This is a genomic window from Enhygromyxa salina (assembly GCF_000737335.2).
Taxonomy (GTDB): Bacteria; Myxococcota_A; Polyangia; order Nannocystales; family Nannocystaceae; genus Plesiocystis; species Plesiocystis salina_C.
In genome coordinates, this window is the sequence record NZ_JMCC02000003.1 from 132,955 (window position 1) to 148,740 (window position 15,786).

A 15,786-nucleotide genomic window follows, 5' to 3' on the forward strand; every position below is an offset into this window, starting at 1 on the left:
ACAGGGACTGCGTGCAGAGCCCCCTGCTAGGGGGCCACACATGCGGCTGCAGTCGGCGAAGTCTAGGGTCTATGTGGGGGACATGACCAACACCAGGCCGCGGCGGCTGGCGATCCACACGCCGCCCACGTCCGCGGTCACCCGCGTCACGTCCTCGAACACGCCGAGCTCCCCCGCGACCCAGCGTCCGCCACGACGCACGCGGGCGCCCTTCATGGTCGCGGCGTTCAGCTCGCCGTTGATCAGGCTCAACCCGCCCGGGTTGACCCGGCCGCCGCCGAGCGACTTGGCCTGAAACCCACTGCCCTTGCGGGTGAGCGTGTCGACGCCCGCGGCGTAGGTGCCAACGTGCAGCGCGTCGCCCTCCCACAGCAGCGCCGTCACCCAGTTGTCGCTCAGGTGGCCCGAGAGCATCGACAGGTGATCCCAGGTGCCGTCGAGCTTCCAGCGGATCAGACCCTGGGTGGTGCCGAGCCACAGCTCGCCGTCGGGGGCCTCGGCGATCGCCCAGGTCGCCCAGCGGCGCGCGCGGGAGCCAAGCTCGCGGACGTCGCCCTTGGCGTCGATGATCGCCACGCCCGCGTGGGTGCCCACGAGCAGCTCGCCCGCGCTCGATACGGCCAGGCTCAGCACCGTGGAGTTGGGCAGGCCGCGCTTGGCGGTCCAGGTCTCGACCTGGCCGTTGCCAACGCGATGCAGCCCGCGCGCGGTCGCAACCCAGACACGCCCGCTTCCGGCGGGGGCGAGCGCGTTGATCTGGGGATCGATGACGTGCTCGGGATCTTCGATCGGAGCCCACTGGCCGCCGCGGTTGACCCACACGCCCTTGTCGAAGGTCGCGGCGTAGAGCTGATCACCCACGCGCAGCAGATCCGTGACATCGCCCGAGGGCAAGCCGTGATCCAAGGCGGCGATCCAGCGTTGACCGGTTCGGATCCACAGGCCCTCGGAGCTGGCGACGCAGCGGTCTCGATCGAAGCCCTGGACGTGGCTGACGGGCGGGCCGAGCCGCTGTTGCGATCCCACCTCCGAGCCCAGCTGGGCCAGCCCTTGCCCGCTGCTGCCGATCAGCAGCTCGCCGCCGACACTCGCAATCGCCCGCGCGTCGTGGGTGCTCACCGTGATCGAGGCCGCGCCGTCGAGCTTGCGCACACCCGCGAAGGTGCCAGCGTAGAGCGCCCCTTGGTGGACCGCCAAGCTCCAGACCACGCCCTCCACACCCTCGATCGGCTGCGGGCTCGCGTCGATGATCCACGCGCCAGCGCCCGCCGTGGCGACGACGACCTGGCCGTCGTGGACGGCGAGGTCCGTGACCCGATCAGCCTTGCTCAGATCAGGCCCGGGGATCGCCCGCAGCCGTCCACCACGCAGCTCGAGCACGCCGGCGCCCCAGGTGCCGACGAAGGTTCGCCCGCCGTGTTCGATCACGGCGCGAACCGGCGCGCTGCTAGCAAAGGCCTCGATCACGCGGCCGCCCGCGTCGCTCCGCTCGACCTTGGCCAGCCCGCCCTCGGTCCCCACCCACAGCTGACCCGGCTGGCCAGCGACAGGCTCGACCACGTAGCTGCGGGTCTCGGGCAGCCCGTCGAGGGCGGTCAGCGGCGCGCCAGCTTGGCCCGCGTCATCGAGGAACACCAGGCCGCCGTCGGTCGCGGCCGCGTAGCCGTGATCCAGGGCCCGACAGCTGCGGACGTCGCGGGTCGCGGTGTGGACCTCGATCGGCGCGGACGCGAGCACGCCGATCAACGCGACTCCAAGCCCGACGCTCATGACGGCCCCTCGAGCGAGAGCTCGACCCGGCGGCTGTTGAGCGCACGGTCAGCGACGACCGCGGTCACGGTCGCAGGAAACTCAACCTCGCCACGCGGGACCCAGCGCCGCACGAAGTGCCCGCGCATGCCCACGCGCAGATCCAGGGTCTGGCCGTCGGGCATGATCAGCTCGACCCGCTTGGCGTCGAGCGTGCTCGCTCGCTCGTCGCCACGTCGCCCCTCGACTCGCTCGCGGGCGGCGTCGGCTTCGCTGAGCACCTGGTGGGCGAAGACGTCGAAGGCCCCGTCGTCGCGGACCCGCAGCTCGAGCCGCAGCTGGGGCGCCTCGACGTCGATCGTGTACTCGAGGTTGAGCAGCTCGACCCGGCCGTTGGCGTGGGTGACCCGAACCAGCACTTCGTAGGTGCCCGGCTCGGTGTCGTCGTCGACCAAGAACCGGACCGTCCACTGGCCAAGCTCGTGCTCCCAGCGGGCCGACTTGGTCTCGCCAAACGGAAACACCACGTCGACCGACAGCGCGTCGCGGGGCGCGGGGATGTGGATCTCGGGGTCACCAGGCTGAAGGTCGCCGGGGCCCAGGTAAGGGCTGCCGCCGTCGGCGTCCAGGTTGCGGCCCGACACTTCGGGGGCGTCCGCGTCGGCGTTTTGGTTGGCGTTGGGTCCGTTGCGACGCTCGATGTCGTAGCGCTCGTAGGCCTCCTCGCTCTCGAGCACCAACAGCGCGGTGTGCTTGCTGAGCACCGAGTGCTCGACGCTGAGCGCGACGGCGGCCGCCTTGTCACTGGTCGCGGCCAGCTCACGCGCGGCCCACTGCTGGCGAACGCCAACCTGCGCCAGCGGCTCCCCAAGCTCTACGACTTGCTCGAAGCGCAGCCCGCCAGCCCAGCCGCGCACGGTCACCTGGGTCGGGACGGGCTCGCCCTTGGCCACGCGAAAGTGCACGACCGGGCGCTCGCCCTCGAACAAGGTGGTGCTCAGCGGCGCGTGCACCTGCTCGACGCCCGGGACCTCGAGCTCGAGCTTGGCGACCCGGCGCACCTGCGGCGCGCGCTCGAGGAACGACGCGAACGCCTGGACCTGCGGAACCGACTGGGGCCGAAGCGTGCGCCCACCCGTGCCCCCCGTCAGCGCTTCCAGGGTGTCCCGGCTCTCGCGCTTGCCCACGCTCAGGGCATAGAGCGGCGCGCCAGCGAGGGCGGCCAGGGTCTGCGCTGCGAGCTGCTCACGATCGGTGGTGCCCCAGGTTGGCGTGCCGTCACCCACATAGACGACCTGGTCCCCGGACTGCGCGTGGCTCAGCGCCTCGCCAACCCGGGTGATCAGGGCGCCTAGATCACTGGCCCCATCCGGCTGGATCTGGGCCAGGAACGCGAGCGCGGCGGCCCGCTGATCTGCGTTGTTGCGGACGAAGTCTTCGGCGAACACCCGGGTCTCGAGGTCCCCCGTCACGAGCATGAATTCGTCGTCGGGGCCCAGCCCCGCGAGCACGGTGGCGACGGCCTCAGAGGCGAGCGCCCACGACTCGAGCGCGCTGCGGGAGCTGTCCACGACGATCACCGTCCGCCGCTGCTCGATCTGCGTGATCGGGCTGGCGACGGCAGCCCAGTCGAGGTCCAGGCGCGCGGCCAGGTACATCTGCTCGCCGCTGGACTCCTGCACGTACGCAGGCACGTTGGCGCGGTCCAGCGCGACGCTCAGGTTCTCGCGGGCGCTGTGATCCCTGCGCTGCACGACCTCGCGCCCATCCACGCGAACGGTGAGCGCGGGGATCGAGGTCTGCATCGCTGGCGCCGCGCTGGGGATCGCAACCGCGAACCCGCTGGGCGCGTCGTCGTCTGGCTGCAGCGGCGCCATGTAGCGCATGACCACGCGCTTGCGCTCGCCGGCTTCGATCGGGAACACCCGCAGCTTGAAGGTCTGGCCGGCCTCCCACTCGAGCAGCGCCGGGTCGCGCATGCTGTCCACGATGTCTTGATAGATCTTGCGGGCCTTGTCGCGCTCGAGGATCTCGCCGTCCATCAGCTCGCCGTTGATCTCCATTGCGAGCCCCGTCACGATCGAGCCAGCCGGCAGCGGAAACCGGAACGTGCCCTCGAGCATCTGATCCGTCCCGTTGTGGAACACGTGCTCGACCTCGTAGCGGGCCATGGGGCCGATCGTGTGCACGTTGACGCTGAGCGAGCTCAGCTCGAGAAAGGTCGCCCCGTCAGCGGCCGCGGGATCCTGAACCTCGAGCTCGCCCGGACCAAACTGATCCACGCCGCGATCCATGTCGGCCAGCCACGCGGAGGTTCGGGCAACCTCGGTCTGGGCCCCGAGCGAGCGCTGACCTGCGCCGGTAGCTGCGATCGAGCCAGAAGTCGGGCTCGCACACGCGGCAAGCAACACGACAGACAACAACAGGGGGGTTCGCAAGGGTCGCATCATTTCACCTCGATCTTGGCCACGCGCACGCTGTCGCCGGGCTTGGGGAGCACATACGCAAACGTGTGTTGTTGCTCGTCTGCGCGCCCTTCGTTGACGACGACCAGGACCTCGCCGCGGGCTTCTTTCATCGCGCCGCCGCTGCCGTAGTAGTTGACCTCGACCGCGTAGGTGCCCGCCTTGGCGGTGCTGGCCGTGAAGCTCTCGGGTCCGTAGCCGGACGTGACGTCGCCGTAGAGCGTGCCGCCAAACGCCCCTTTGCGGTGGCTGTAGAACACCTTCTCGCCCTTGGGATTGATGACCCACAGATCCACGTCGGTGCGATCCGTGTCCCAGGTCAGGTAGACCTTGATGTCGTTCTGCGAGCCGCCGTCGAGCGCGAGCGCGTCGATCTTGGCGGTCCACGCTTGGCGCTGGGCTTCGGTGGTCGCGTCACGGCGAAACCCGGCGTAGACCTGTGCGAGCCGCTGCTTGGCCGGGTGCCGCAGCTGCTCGGAGGCGCTGTCGTCGACAACGATCGCCTCGAAGCGCGCCGCCGCCTGCTCGAGGTCGCCGCGGCGCAGCTCGACGTCGGCCAGCTCGAATGACAGGCGTTGATCCTCGGGGCGCAGCTTTGTTGCGACCTGCAAGCGCGCGAGCGCGTTGTCGAGATCGCCCTGGGCCTTGAGCACGGTCGCGAGCGCGCGCTGGGCTTCGGGATCTTCGGACAGCAGCTCGGTCACCGCGGAGTAGGTGCGCAGCGCTTGCTTGGCGTCGCCAAGCTCGGTCTGGATGTCGCCGATCAAGCGAACGACAACGAGGTTGTAGGCGTCGATCTCCCGCCACGCCTGCGCGGCCGTGAGCGCCTGCTCGAGCTCGCCAGCGTCGATCAGCGCGCGGACCAGCGCGAACCGATGGGTTCGCTCGCGGGGCTCTTCGAGGATCAGCTGCTGCAGTTGCTCGACCTCGGCATCCAGCCCATCGTTGGTTGCCCGGGTCGGGCGCTCGTCGACCGCCGTGACGGTGAAAGAAGGCGGCGCGAAGGCCATGGTGGCGCAAAGCCAGAGCGAAGGCGTCATGGTGGCAGCCAGACGCACCAGGATGGCGAGGGTATTCCGCCCCCCAGACAGGTCGACCAAGGGGCCCGAGCGCAGCGAGGGTGTCGACGCGCGCGGAGGCGAAGCCGAGCACGGGTCGAGTCGGGCCGGCTGGGGCTAAAAGTCCCTCCTAGAACCGGAACACGAGCTCGAATTCTGCGGTGACCGGCTGCTGCAGCTGGATCGTCGCGCCGACGTCGCGACTTGGCGCGATGATCTCACGGCCAAAGAACGCCTTGCGATCGCTGCCGGCGACCTTGGCGTGGGCGAGCTCGTCGATGCCGCCGCCGGCGACCGGCCTCACGCGATCGTATGTGTAGTTCTCGTTCACGCGCAGCGTCGCGCTGGCGTTGGTCACGTTGAGCACGCTGACGTTGACCTCGATCGTCACGTCGCGGGGCAACGGGTAGCTGTAGCCAAAAAACAGGTTCCAGTTGGCGGTCGGCTCCACCCGGCCCCCGGCTCCGCGGGGGAGCAAGTAGGTGGGGCCAGCCCGCACGCTGACCGGCGCGCCCGAGCGGACCCGCAAGCCCGAGCCCAGCAGCAGCAGCCCCGAGCGCTTCAGATCCAACAGGTAGGCGCCATCGATACGCAGACGGTGCGGCACGTCGCGCGCGAGCGGCCCCGTGCTGTTGCGGACCTGCTCGGGGGTGTCGTACTGGGCGCTCGCGCCGAGGTCGATCGAGCCGTTGATCGGGTCGACAAAGCCGTCGTAATTCCCGACCAGGCGGCTGAGGGTGTAGTTCACACGCAGCGTCCAGTTGTCTTCGATGCGCTTGTCGAGCTGCACGGTGAGCGCGTCGTAGCGGCGCGTGGGCTTGTCGAAGCTGCTGCCGACATGCTCATAGGCATCGACAAGGAACTCGCAGTGTCGCAGTTCACGGGCCGCGGCCCCGTGCGGCGCGGCCCCAAGCTTCCGCGCGTCGAGCTCCGCCTCGAGTTGCTCGCAGCGACCACGCTGGGCCTCGATGTCTTCGTCTCGAACCGCGACGCCCGGGTTGGCGAGCACGAAGTCGAGGCCGCCGTTGGTCGAGACATCCTCGATCGCGCGACCGAGATCCGTGTGCTCCCAGCGCACACCCAGGACCAGGTCGTCGACGATCTCGTGGTCGTAGCCAAGCGCGAGCCGATGGTTGAACTGGCTGCGCAGGCGCGGGACGATCGCGGGCTCGTTCGCGCCGGTCGTGAACCCGCCCGCGTCAACGCAGTACTCGGACGGCGGCTCGTCGGCGCCACCGCAGTCGCTGGCCCGATACTGACGGCCCACGCTGACGAGTCCCCCAAACATCCGGCTGGCCAGCTGCAAGGGCAAGGGCTGGTCGTAGCGCCCATAGTTCGCGTAGAGCCGGCTGCGCCCGGACTGGGTCCAGTCGTAGACCACGCCCACGCGCGGCGCGACGCCGTCCACCAGCAGGATCTGGGATTGGCCGTAGATGTCGCGCAGATCCTGGATCTCCCAGCGCAGGCCAGCCTCCACGGTCAGGTCGGGCGTCAGCCGCCAGTTGTCGGACAAGAACAGCCCGTAGTGGAGGCTCGAGACTCGCTCGTCGTAGCCCTCTACGCGGACGCCGTGACCCTCGGCGTCAACGAGCGCGCGCAGGTCACCCTGCTCGTGACGGGCCGTGCCAAAGCCTCGAGTCTCCCGCAGAGCGGGGTTGTCGGCGTTGACCAGCACGAAGCGGTTGTTGTTGACGCGCGGCCCGTCGTCGAAGCTGTAGCGATCGGCGGCGGGGTCGTAGCAGTACTCGCCGCCGCCAAGCTGCCCAGGTCCGCAGGTATCGTAGTCGGGGTCGTTGCTGCCAGAGTAGCGGTACTCGCCGTGGCGTTGGCTCCACTCGAACTCGACCCCGCCGCTGAGCCGATGAGAGCGGCGCGAGTCGATCGACCCGGTCAGCGCGAGCCTGGCCCCCAACCGGCGCGCGACGTCGCGATCGTACTCGCCGAGCCCGCCCGAGACCCACGTGTGGATCGGGCACGCGACCCCAGGCCGGCCGTCATTGCAGGCGGCCTCGACCCCCGGAACTAACGCGGTCGCGCCATCTCGATCGAGAAACTCGGAGAGCTCCCGGCCGCTGGCGCTGGTGTACTGCGTGGCTGGGATGTCGCGCAGGCGCGGGTTGTCGAGGCGCCAGGCGTCTTCGTGAACAAACTGCGCGTACCCGAGGGTCGCGTCGACGTCGAGATCACCGTTGAGGAGCTCGCCTTCATAGCCAAGGATCGCAACGGTCTGGTGGCGCAGCGTCGTGCCGAGGTGATCGTTGACCACCCCCGTCGCGTTGCGCGACCCACCACCGAGGGGATCGATGCCTGGGTTGGTGCCAAAGGCGTTGGGCTCGGGGCTGTACGGCCGTCGGTAGCTGGTCCGCACGAAGCTGGCTCCGCCCGCAGCCGTCAGGGCCAGGTGGTGACGGCGGAGGATGTGCCAGTCGAGCCCGGCGAGGTACGCGAGCTCGAGCGAGCCCGTTGGGAAGGTCTGCTCGGCGAACTTCTTGGTTGCACGGCCTGGGTCGCCCGCGACGCATTCATCGGCCGCGTCGCCAGGGGAGCAGGCCGCGTGAAAGCTCTGGGTCAGCGCCGACAAGGTCCGTGTCGCGCTGACACCCACGCTATAGAACAGTCTGTCGTAGGCGATCGGCCCGGCCACGTTCGCGTAGAGCTGGGTCCGAAGGCTGTCGATCTCGGTGACGCGCAGGGCATCGTCACTTGGGAACAACAGCCGCGGCTGCGCGAAGCGGGGGCGGATGCGCAGGCCCGCCTCGCCACGAAAGCGGTTGTAGCCGGTGAACCTGCGCTGCGCGATCTGGCCGCCCGAGGCCCAGCCCTGGTCGGCATGATAGCTCGCGTCCCACACCGTGATCGACTCGAGGACGCGCATCGGCAGGTGCAGGCTCGCGCTGCCGAACGCCGGGTTGCTGATGTCGAAGCCCTCGAGCGTGGTCCGAGACTCGGCCAAGCTCATCCCGGAGAGGGTCGGGCCCGTGACCCCGAGCGCGGTGAGGGGCACGATCATGGCCAGGCGGGACAGGTTGGGTGGCGGCTTCACGACCCGGGGAGGCAGCGGACTCGCAGGCAGGGGGAGCCGGGGCGGGAGAGCGCTCCGGCCCGCGAACGAGGCCCCGGCGAGCGGAACGGGGTTGCTCTGCAGATCGAGCAACTTCGTGGGGGCGCCGGTCAGCCCCGTCGTCGGCGCGCCGCTGCAAGCAGAGGTCAGCAACGTCGCGAGCGTGGTTGCGCGCGCGATCGCAAACAACCCCTCGCGCACCCATCGGCTCACCGGGACGCAACCTGGGGCGCGCCCATGGCTTTCAGGCGACTCGCGCGAAAGCTGGCGCGTTTCCCACATCCAGCGTTGACAGCCAGGTTCCCCCGCCGCCACTCTGACTGCTCGTGAGCGGCACACCGTCACTGGACGTAGACCCCGGCAGTGTGGCGCCGCGGCGAAGCCGATGGCGATTGCTCTGGCCCGTGCTGGCGTCGCTGTTGTTCTTGGCCTGGTCAAACATTCCCCCGTACCGCATGCACATCAAGAAGGTCCGGTGGGGCGTTGGCGCCTGGCACTGGCGGCTGTATGAGCACGGCGGGCTGGGGGTCTGCGACGTCCGCTACTTCGACATGAACCGCGACGGCGCGCCGATCGAGCGCTGGAAGTTGCTCGGCTACGACAGGCCCGGCGACATGCCCGACGCCATCGCGCGCACCCACGACAAGCAGTTGCGGGCCGCATATGCCCAGGTGTGCGAGGCGCAAGCGGCCGCGGGCGACCCCCACCCCAACGTACAGGTCATGGCGCGCTGCGGGCGAAAGCTCGGCTGGGCGACGGTCGAGAAGCGCCGCGCCAACGTGTGCGGCAAGAAGACCGGCAAGAAAAGAAAGAAAACCAAGCGCGGGACGAACAAGTGAGTGACGCCCAAGCCAATTCGTTCTCCAGCCGACTCGCGCGACTGTTTGGCGCCGAAGTCTCGTCGCGCTCGCTCGGGCTGCTGCGGGTCCTGATCGTCACCACCGTGCTGTTCAGGCTGGTCAGCCCGTGGGTCAGCCACCGCATGGATGACAACGTGGGCGTGCTGCTGGCTAGCCAGCTCATGTTCTACTCGTCGTTCTTCGTGCTGGTTGGCTACAAGACCCGGATTGCTACCGCGGTCATGGCCTCGACCTTTGGGATCTTGCACCTGCACTACGGGTTTTCCGGTGAGCCCGGCCTCGAGAAGCTGACTGAGCCTACTGTGTTCTTTCAGGCCGTCGTGTTGCTCGCGCTGACCCCTTGCGGGCGTTCGCTCTCGGTGGATCGCGTGCTCGAGACCCGCCGAGCCAGGCGTGAGGGGCGGCGTCCCGCACCCGAGCGCATGCCGGCTTGGCTCCTCGAGCTGTTCGTTTTCCAGACTTCTGCGATCTATCTGTGGGGTGCGTACGACATGGCCGAGCCCGGCTGGCTGTCGGGCATGCGCCTCGAGCTCTACTTCCTCGATCACTACGGCAGCTCCGACAGCTTCGTGCACCTGCCCAAGCTCGAGAACGTGGCGGTCGTTGGCGCGTGGTTTGGGCTGATTTCGTGTGTGGTGATTGGGGTAGGCCTGCTCGTGCGCCCGACCCGGGCGTACGTCGCGGGCTTTGCCCTGATCTTGCAATGTGTCGTGCTCTGGACCTACACGATCAATTGGGCCGGCAGCTACTTCAATTTGATGATGGTCAACATGCTGTTGGTCTGCGTGCCCCCGCAGCGGATCCACACATTGGTGACCACGGTGATCAAGGGCCCCGCGGCCGCCGATGCGGAGCTAGGAGCCCGTGGTGCAATGCCTCGCACCGCCTCGCTTGGCCTTTTCGCCGAGGGCAGTGTTGCCGAAACTTGCAGTACGCCCGCCAACACCACCGACCCCAGCACCAACCGGAGCCTCGCGGCTCGGCCGTGGATGGGCCCGTTGGCGCTTGGCGTCGCGCTGTTGTGCTTCCACCTGCCCCCGTACCGCGCCCAGGTACAAGAACGCGAGCGCGCGCCGTTGGTCTGGGACTGGCAACTTCATGGCACCGCGCGGCGTCCGGTGTGTGACCTGCGCTTTCACGACATGAACCAAGCCGGCGCTGTCATCGAGCGCTGGCGGCTGCTTGGGCACGCGCGCCCGCGCGACCTGCCCGACAAGCAGGCTCGGGTCTACCCGCACAAAATCCGAGCTGCCAGTCGCGACGTCTGCAAGGCGCTGCGCGAGCGCGGCGACGACCCCCCGCGGGTCGAGCTCTTCGCTCGCTGCCCGGTCGACCGCGAGTGGAACCAGGTCGCCGCGCGCGAGCACGACATCTGCGCCACGACCAAGTCCACCAAGCACGGGAGCTCGAAGCCATGAAACCCGGCGCGTGGCTGCTCAGCAAGCTCGAGAAGTTCACGGACGCCGAGATCTCGACCCGGCCGCTTGGCATCATTCGTATCTTCGCCATGCTCGTGGTGATCCACGAGTGCTCCAGCCTGCTCGTCAGTCATCGGGTCATTGACCAGCTCCCCTGCTTGCTCTTGTGCTGGGTGGTGCTGCTGAGCATGGGCTTCGCGCTTGTTGGCTACAAGACCCGCTGGGCCCTGGGTCTGATGGCCGTGAGCTTCGGCATCGTGCACGTCTATTTTGGTGTGCACCTTCGCAACTTTGATCTGGGCAAGCCGGTCCAGATGTTCCAGATTATCGTGTTGCTATGGCTGACCCCCAGCGAGCGATCATTGTCGATCGACCGCTACTTGGCGCTGCGCCGGGAGGCCCGTGGCGGCGACCCAGCTCCGCCAGAGCGCATGCCCTGGTGGCAGCTCGAGCTCTACCTGCTCGAGATCTGCACGATCTACTTTTGGGCCTCGGAGAACAAGACCGACCCCGAGTGGCTTCAGGGTGCCCGCATGGAGCGCTACTACATCGAGTGGTACGGAACCTCGGACGCGTTCGTCTACGCGCCGCGATGGGTCCACTGGGGCGCGGTGTTCATGGCCTACGCGACCACGGCGCTCGAATTCACGCTCACCTTTGGCCTGCTGATTCGGCGCATCCGCCACTGGGTGTGGGCTGGTGGGATCATGCTGCACCTGGGCATCATGTTGATGTTCTCGGTCCCGTTCTTCACCTCGATGATGTTCACGGTGTTGATCGCCGCGCTGCCACCTCAGTGGATTCACGACCTCATCGAAGATCTCTGCGAGTGACGCGTATGGGCGAGCCCTGCCGTTCGCGCGGAGCGCGCCGGGGACATATTGGACGCTGATCGAGCCCGATCACGTCCAAGCTCGTTAGCGTCATCCGGCGAGAACATATGGAAAACAAAAGCGATGACTCCTCATTGTTCTCACTCGACGCGCTCGCGGGGTTGGTGTCGGCGCCGGCGCGCCCGGCCCCTGCAACTGAAGGATCTGGTCTGATCGACATCCAGGCCATGCGGGCGATGCTGGATCGTGAAGCCAGCGGCGGTTCTACCCGGCAGGCTGACCACTCCAGCGACATGGTGCCGAGCTTCGCGGGCGGTCGGCTTGGTGGGCTGTCCGCTGATCCGCTGGTGAGCGTGGCGCCCTCGCCTGCGACGCCGAACAACGTGGGATCGCGTTCGTCGCGGGGCCCCCTCTACGCCCTGATCGGCGTGCTTGGGCTTGGGGTCCTGGGTCTGGGGGCGGTGCTGGTGCTCGACGAGCCCGAGCCCGAGCCCGCTGCCGTGATCGCCTCTGTTGTCGGACCGGTCGGACCGGTCGAACCCGCCGAACCCGCCAACGACGAAGCGCCGGAGATCGAAGCCACGCCCACGAGCGAGCCAGCGGCCATGGTCGACGCCGAGCCAACCGACGCGAAGATCCCCACCAAGCCAGTCAACAAGCCAGCCAATAGGCCCAACCACAAGCCAGCCAACAAGCCGGCCAATAAGCCCAACACCGCATCAGCGAGCCCGCCCTCCAAGTCGATCGACGTCGATTGTCTGCTCAACAAGAAGTTGCCCCAATGCCAGGGTGATCCCCAGCCGAGCACGCCCGCACCCGACAAGCCGGCCCCTGCCCCCGATCCCGACCTGGCCAACAAGCTGAGCCAGAGCGACATCCTTGCCGGCGTTGGCCCGATCAAGACCGCCGCCAAGACCTGTGGTTCTGGCGTCGCCGTCGCCGTCAAGTTCTCGGTCAAGGGGGCGACCGGGGGCGTCGTCGTGGCCCGTCCACTCGACGAGCACAGCTCGAGCGTGATCGGAAAGTGTGTCGCCAACGCGGCCAAGCGGGCGACCTTTCCCAAGTTTCAGGCGGAGCAGCAGGGCTTCACGTTCACGTTCCGGCTGTGAGCCGGCCACGCGGCGTGCCGGTCACCAGTCGATCACGAGTCGCTCACCCGCAGCTGCACGACGCCGTCAACGAGCACCGCGATCTCATCGATCCCATCGCCGTCAAAGTCCCCCGCCACCGCGTGGGTCCCCCCCGCCGGGACCCCCTCGAGCGGGTAGTTGCAGCCGAGCGGATCCGCGTTCAACCGCTGCACCAGGCGCGGCGCCGCGGTCCCAAGCAGCACCTCCTCACCGTTGGTCCCGTCAAACTCCGCCCCCACGATCCAGCCAAGCTCCTCCTCTGGCACCGTTGAAGCCGCCAGCTTGCCGCCGCTCCATGTCTGCATGAACACCACGCCCAAGCTTGGCGCCGCAGAGAACGCGTCGTCTAGCCCGTCGCCGTCGAGGTCGAACGCGCCCCACTGCTGCGGTTGATCCAGCGCCAACCCAAGCGCCGGGTTCGCCGGCGACCAGCCGCCGCCGCCCTGCTGCAGCACCCACGAGGCCGTCTGCGCGAGCATGTCGCTGGCGAGCCCGGCGAGCAGCAGGTCTTGCCGCCCGTCACCGTCGTTGTCGCCGTGGTGCACGCGTTGGTGGGCTTCCGTTGGCGTCAGCGAGACCACCACGCCCGCCTCGCCGACCCCCTCGATCGAGGCCGGCATGCCGTTGATCAACCCAACGAGCTCGTCTTCGCCGTCGAGATCCAGATCTAGCCCAAACCCGTCCGTGACCTGCTCCAACACCTCGCTGAGCTCGCCGCCAAAGCTGCCGTCGCCGTTGCTGAGCAAGGTCCGCAGCGCGCCCGAGTCTGGATCCGTGAACGCGAGATCCACGAAGTCGTCGCTGTCGACCCGCATGGCGATCATCTGCGTGAACTGACCCGGCTCGATCCACGCGGTGTCCGTAACCGATAGATCATCGTCGAACACGCTGACCCCGGTCAGGGTCAGCATCACCAGCTCTTGGGCGCCGTCGTTGTCAACATCGACGAATTGCATGTCGAGCACATCGTCGAGCGGCGGAATGTCGATCCCCAGCGTGGGCCAGGTCCCGCAAACCAACGACTGCGGCACCTGGGTGCAGATGTGGTCGATGCAGGCCAGCCCGTCGCTACAGTCCAGGTTGTCCTCGCAGCCCGGCAAGTAGCACTCGCCGTTGTTGCACAGCTCATCGGGCGCGCAGTAGTTGCAAGGATCGTAGTAGTCGTCCCAATTATCAGAAGAGTAGTCGCTGTAGGTCGTGTACGAGCTGTACGTCGTGTAGACCGTCGTATACGAGGTGTAGGTCGTCGAATAGCTCGTCGTCGACGTGTCGTTTCCTTGCGTCGTCGTGGTGCCCGCGTCGTCATCTGCGCCCGCGGGCGTACACGCTGCCAGGGCGAGGGCGCCAAGGCTCAGGGGTTTGATGATGTTCCAGGCGGCGGGATTGAGCGGACGCATGCTGAGTACAGACTCCAGAGAAGGTGCCCGACCAGGGTATCGCGTCCGCTTGGCGCGCGGTACCAAACCAGCCGGGCCCGCGCAAATCGGCGTCTACCCGCGCCAGTCGCCGCTGCTGCCCCAGCGATCCCCGAGCGCACCAAGGCCAAGCGCGTGCGCGCCTGGCATGATCCCGACACGATCGGGCCCATGCTCGTGCAACGCAGCCCTCACTGCGAGGCCCACGACCCGCCACGGCCCGCTGGCGTGCACTTGTGAAGTCGCCCCTGCAGGGTACCGCGGCGGCTCAGGTGGACTTGGCGATTTCAGGTTCTGCTCGCTGACGAACTTCGATAGTAGTTCCGCCAAGGAGTGGTCATGTCTCGCATCTCGTTCTTCACCCCCGTCTCGTCGCTCTTCCTGTTGTCCCTCGCGTGCGCGAGCGAGACCGAGCGCCCAGCCGACACCACCGGCGTCACGACAGTCGCCCCAACCAGCACGGACGGCAGCGAGACTGCAGACAGCGCGGACACCACCACCACCACCGCCGACGCGGGCGACCCGTGCACGAGCGCCGACGACTGCCCGCCCGGCCAGACTTGCTACCCAGCCTCGGGCGAGTGCGGCCCCGCGGGCGGCTGCGCCATCAACGAGGACTGCCCCGACGGCCAGGTCTGCGAGGACGGCCTGTGTGTGATCGGCGGCGACTGTGGCGGCTTCGAGTTCTCGATCGAGGCGGTCCCGCCCAACTTGCTGATCATGCTCGACCGCAGCGGCAGCATGGACGGCTCGGTGCCCAACACCAACCTCAACCGCTGGGAGGTCGCCAAGGTCGCGATCGAGCAGGTCACCACCAGCTTCGACGATCAGATCCGGTTTGGCCTCGCCACCTACTCGGCCTGCGTGGGCAACGGCTGCTCGGCGGGCACGGTCGTGGTCCCGATCGCCGATCAAAACGCCGCCGCGATCAACGGCTTCTTGGCGACCACGGTCGGCGCCGGCTCGAACAACGGCGACAGCGTCAACAACCAGGGCTTGATCGAGTACCTGTGCGACTCCGGCGACCCCGAGACCAGCACGGGCAAGTCGCTGCAGGCCCAGGTCGGCAATCCATCACTGCAGGATCTCATGCGCGACAACGCGATCTTGCTGATCACCGACGGCGCCGAGAGTGGCCAGTGCGTTGACAACGGCAACAACGGTCCGACCGCGGCGGGCAATTTGTTTGGCCAGGCGATCCCGGTGAAGGTGTTCGCCGTTGGGTTTGGCGGGGCCAACCTGAGCGAGGTCAACAACATCGCCCAAGCCGGCGGGACCGGGACCGGCTACCTCGCGGATCAGGCCGCCGAGCTCGACATGGCGCTCGCCCAGATCGCCAACGCCGTGGCCACCTGCACCTTCGAGCTCGACCAGGTCCCGCCGGATCCCAACGAGATCTTCGTGTTCTTCGACAAGGATCCGGCCGGCGTGCCCAACGATCCCAACAACGGGTGGACCTACGATCCCATGACCAACACGGTGACCTTTCACGGGACCGCGTGCGAGGCGATCAAGAGCGGGGTCATCGTGGACATCGACATCGTCTACGGCTGCAACGAGCCGCCGATCGGGTGAACACGACAGGCGCCGAAGCGAGGGGGTTTTGACGGCCCCCTTGAAGACACAGTAGGCCCGAGTCGAGCGCGCAGCGCTTGACTCGGGTCGAGATACTGCGAGCGCCCATCGTGCGTGGGATCTAGCGATTCGCCTCTCTAGCTCCCTTGACACCCAATTTCGTGGGAATTTGAGTCAAGTTTGGTTCAAGCGGCGAGCCTCCCAGTCTCCCACAGCTTGGTC

General features: G+C 67.8%; 10 protein-coding genes. 5 read left to right on the plus strand and 5 right to left on the minus strand.

Annotation, left to right across the window (positions count from 1 at the left end; all coding sequences use genetic code 11):
- Positions 1–69: 69 nt before the first annotated feature.
- From DB30_RS02080 to DB30_RS02095, 4 genes are all read right to left on the minus strand, one after another.
- Entirely contained in the window at positions 70–1,770 is a 1,701-nt protein-coding gene (locus DB30_RS02080; protein WP_052546255.1) for a ligand-binding sensor domain-containing protein, read from the minus strand.
- Entirely contained in the window at positions 1,767–4,187 is a 2,421-nt protein-coding gene (locus tag DB30_RS02085; RefSeq protein WP_165703595.1) for a VIT and vWA domain-containing protein, read from the minus strand. The genes DB30_RS02080 and DB30_RS02085 overlap by 4 nt, the downstream gene beginning before the upstream one ends.
- A gap of 8 nt (positions 4,188–4,195) precedes the next feature.
- Positions 4,196–5,254, minus strand: coding sequence for a tetratricopeptide repeat protein (locus DB30_RS02090; RefSeq protein ID WP_146657858.1), 1,059 nt, complete (start codon positions 5,252–5,254; stop codon positions 4,196–4,198).
- Between the two features lie 148 nt (positions 5,255–5,402).
- Positions 5,403–8,546, minus strand: coding sequence for a TonB-dependent receptor domain-containing protein (locus DB30_RS02095; RefSeq protein WP_146657859.1), 3,144 nt, complete (start codon positions 8,544–8,546; stop codon positions 5,403–5,405).
- A 191-nt stretch (positions 8,547–8,737) separates the two neighbouring features.
- Here DB30_RS02095 and DB30_RS02100 point away from each other — a divergent pair, with 191 nt between their 5' ends.
- The 4 genes from DB30_RS02100 to DB30_RS02115 all read left to right on the plus strand — a co-directional run bounded on the left by DB30_RS02100 (position 8,738) and on the right by DB30_RS02115 (position 12,553).
- Positions 8,738–9,172 (plus strand): hypothetical protein, encoded by a 435-nt coding sequence (locus tag DB30_RS02100; protein ID WP_052546259.1) that lies wholly within the window; start codon positions 8,738–8,740, stop codon positions 9,170–9,172.
- Positions 9,169–10,611 carry an HTTM domain-containing protein gene (locus DB30_RS02105; RefSeq protein ID WP_052546260.1) on the plus strand — a complete coding sequence of 481 codons (1,443 nt, stop codon included), beginning with the start codon at positions 9,169–9,171 and terminating at the stop codon, positions 10,609–10,611. The genes DB30_RS02100 and DB30_RS02105 overlap by 4 nt, the downstream gene beginning before the upstream one ends.
- A complete protein-coding gene (locus tag DB30_RS02110; protein WP_052546261.1) occupies positions 10,608–11,444 on the plus strand; it encodes an HTTM domain-containing protein in 837 nt (278 codons plus the stop codon). The genes DB30_RS02105 and DB30_RS02110 overlap by 4 nt, the downstream gene beginning before the upstream one ends.
- 107 nt (positions 11,445–11,551) lie before the next feature.
- Positions 11,552–12,553 carry a hypothetical protein gene (locus tag DB30_RS02115; RefSeq protein ID WP_052546262.1) on the plus strand — a complete coding sequence of 334 codons (1,002 nt, stop codon included), beginning with the start codon at positions 11,552–11,554 and terminating at the stop codon, positions 12,551–12,553.
- Between the two features lie 32 nt (positions 12,554–12,585).
- Here the strand turns inward: DB30_RS02115 and DB30_RS02120 are convergent, their stop codons facing one another.
- A complete protein-coding gene (locus tag DB30_RS02120; protein WP_052546263.1) occupies positions 12,586–13,971 on the minus strand; it encodes an EB domain-containing protein in 1,386 nt (461 codons plus the stop codon).
- Positions 13,972–14,328: 357 nt separating this feature from the next.
- Here DB30_RS02120 and DB30_RS02125 point away from each other — a divergent pair, with 357 nt between their 5' ends.
- Positions 14,329–15,564 carry a VWA domain-containing protein gene (locus tag DB30_RS02125; RefSeq protein WP_052546264.1) on the plus strand — a complete coding sequence of 412 codons (1,236 nt, stop codon included), beginning with the start codon at positions 14,329–14,331 and terminating at the stop codon, positions 15,562–15,564.
- Positions 15,565–15,786: the final 222 nt, after the last annotated feature.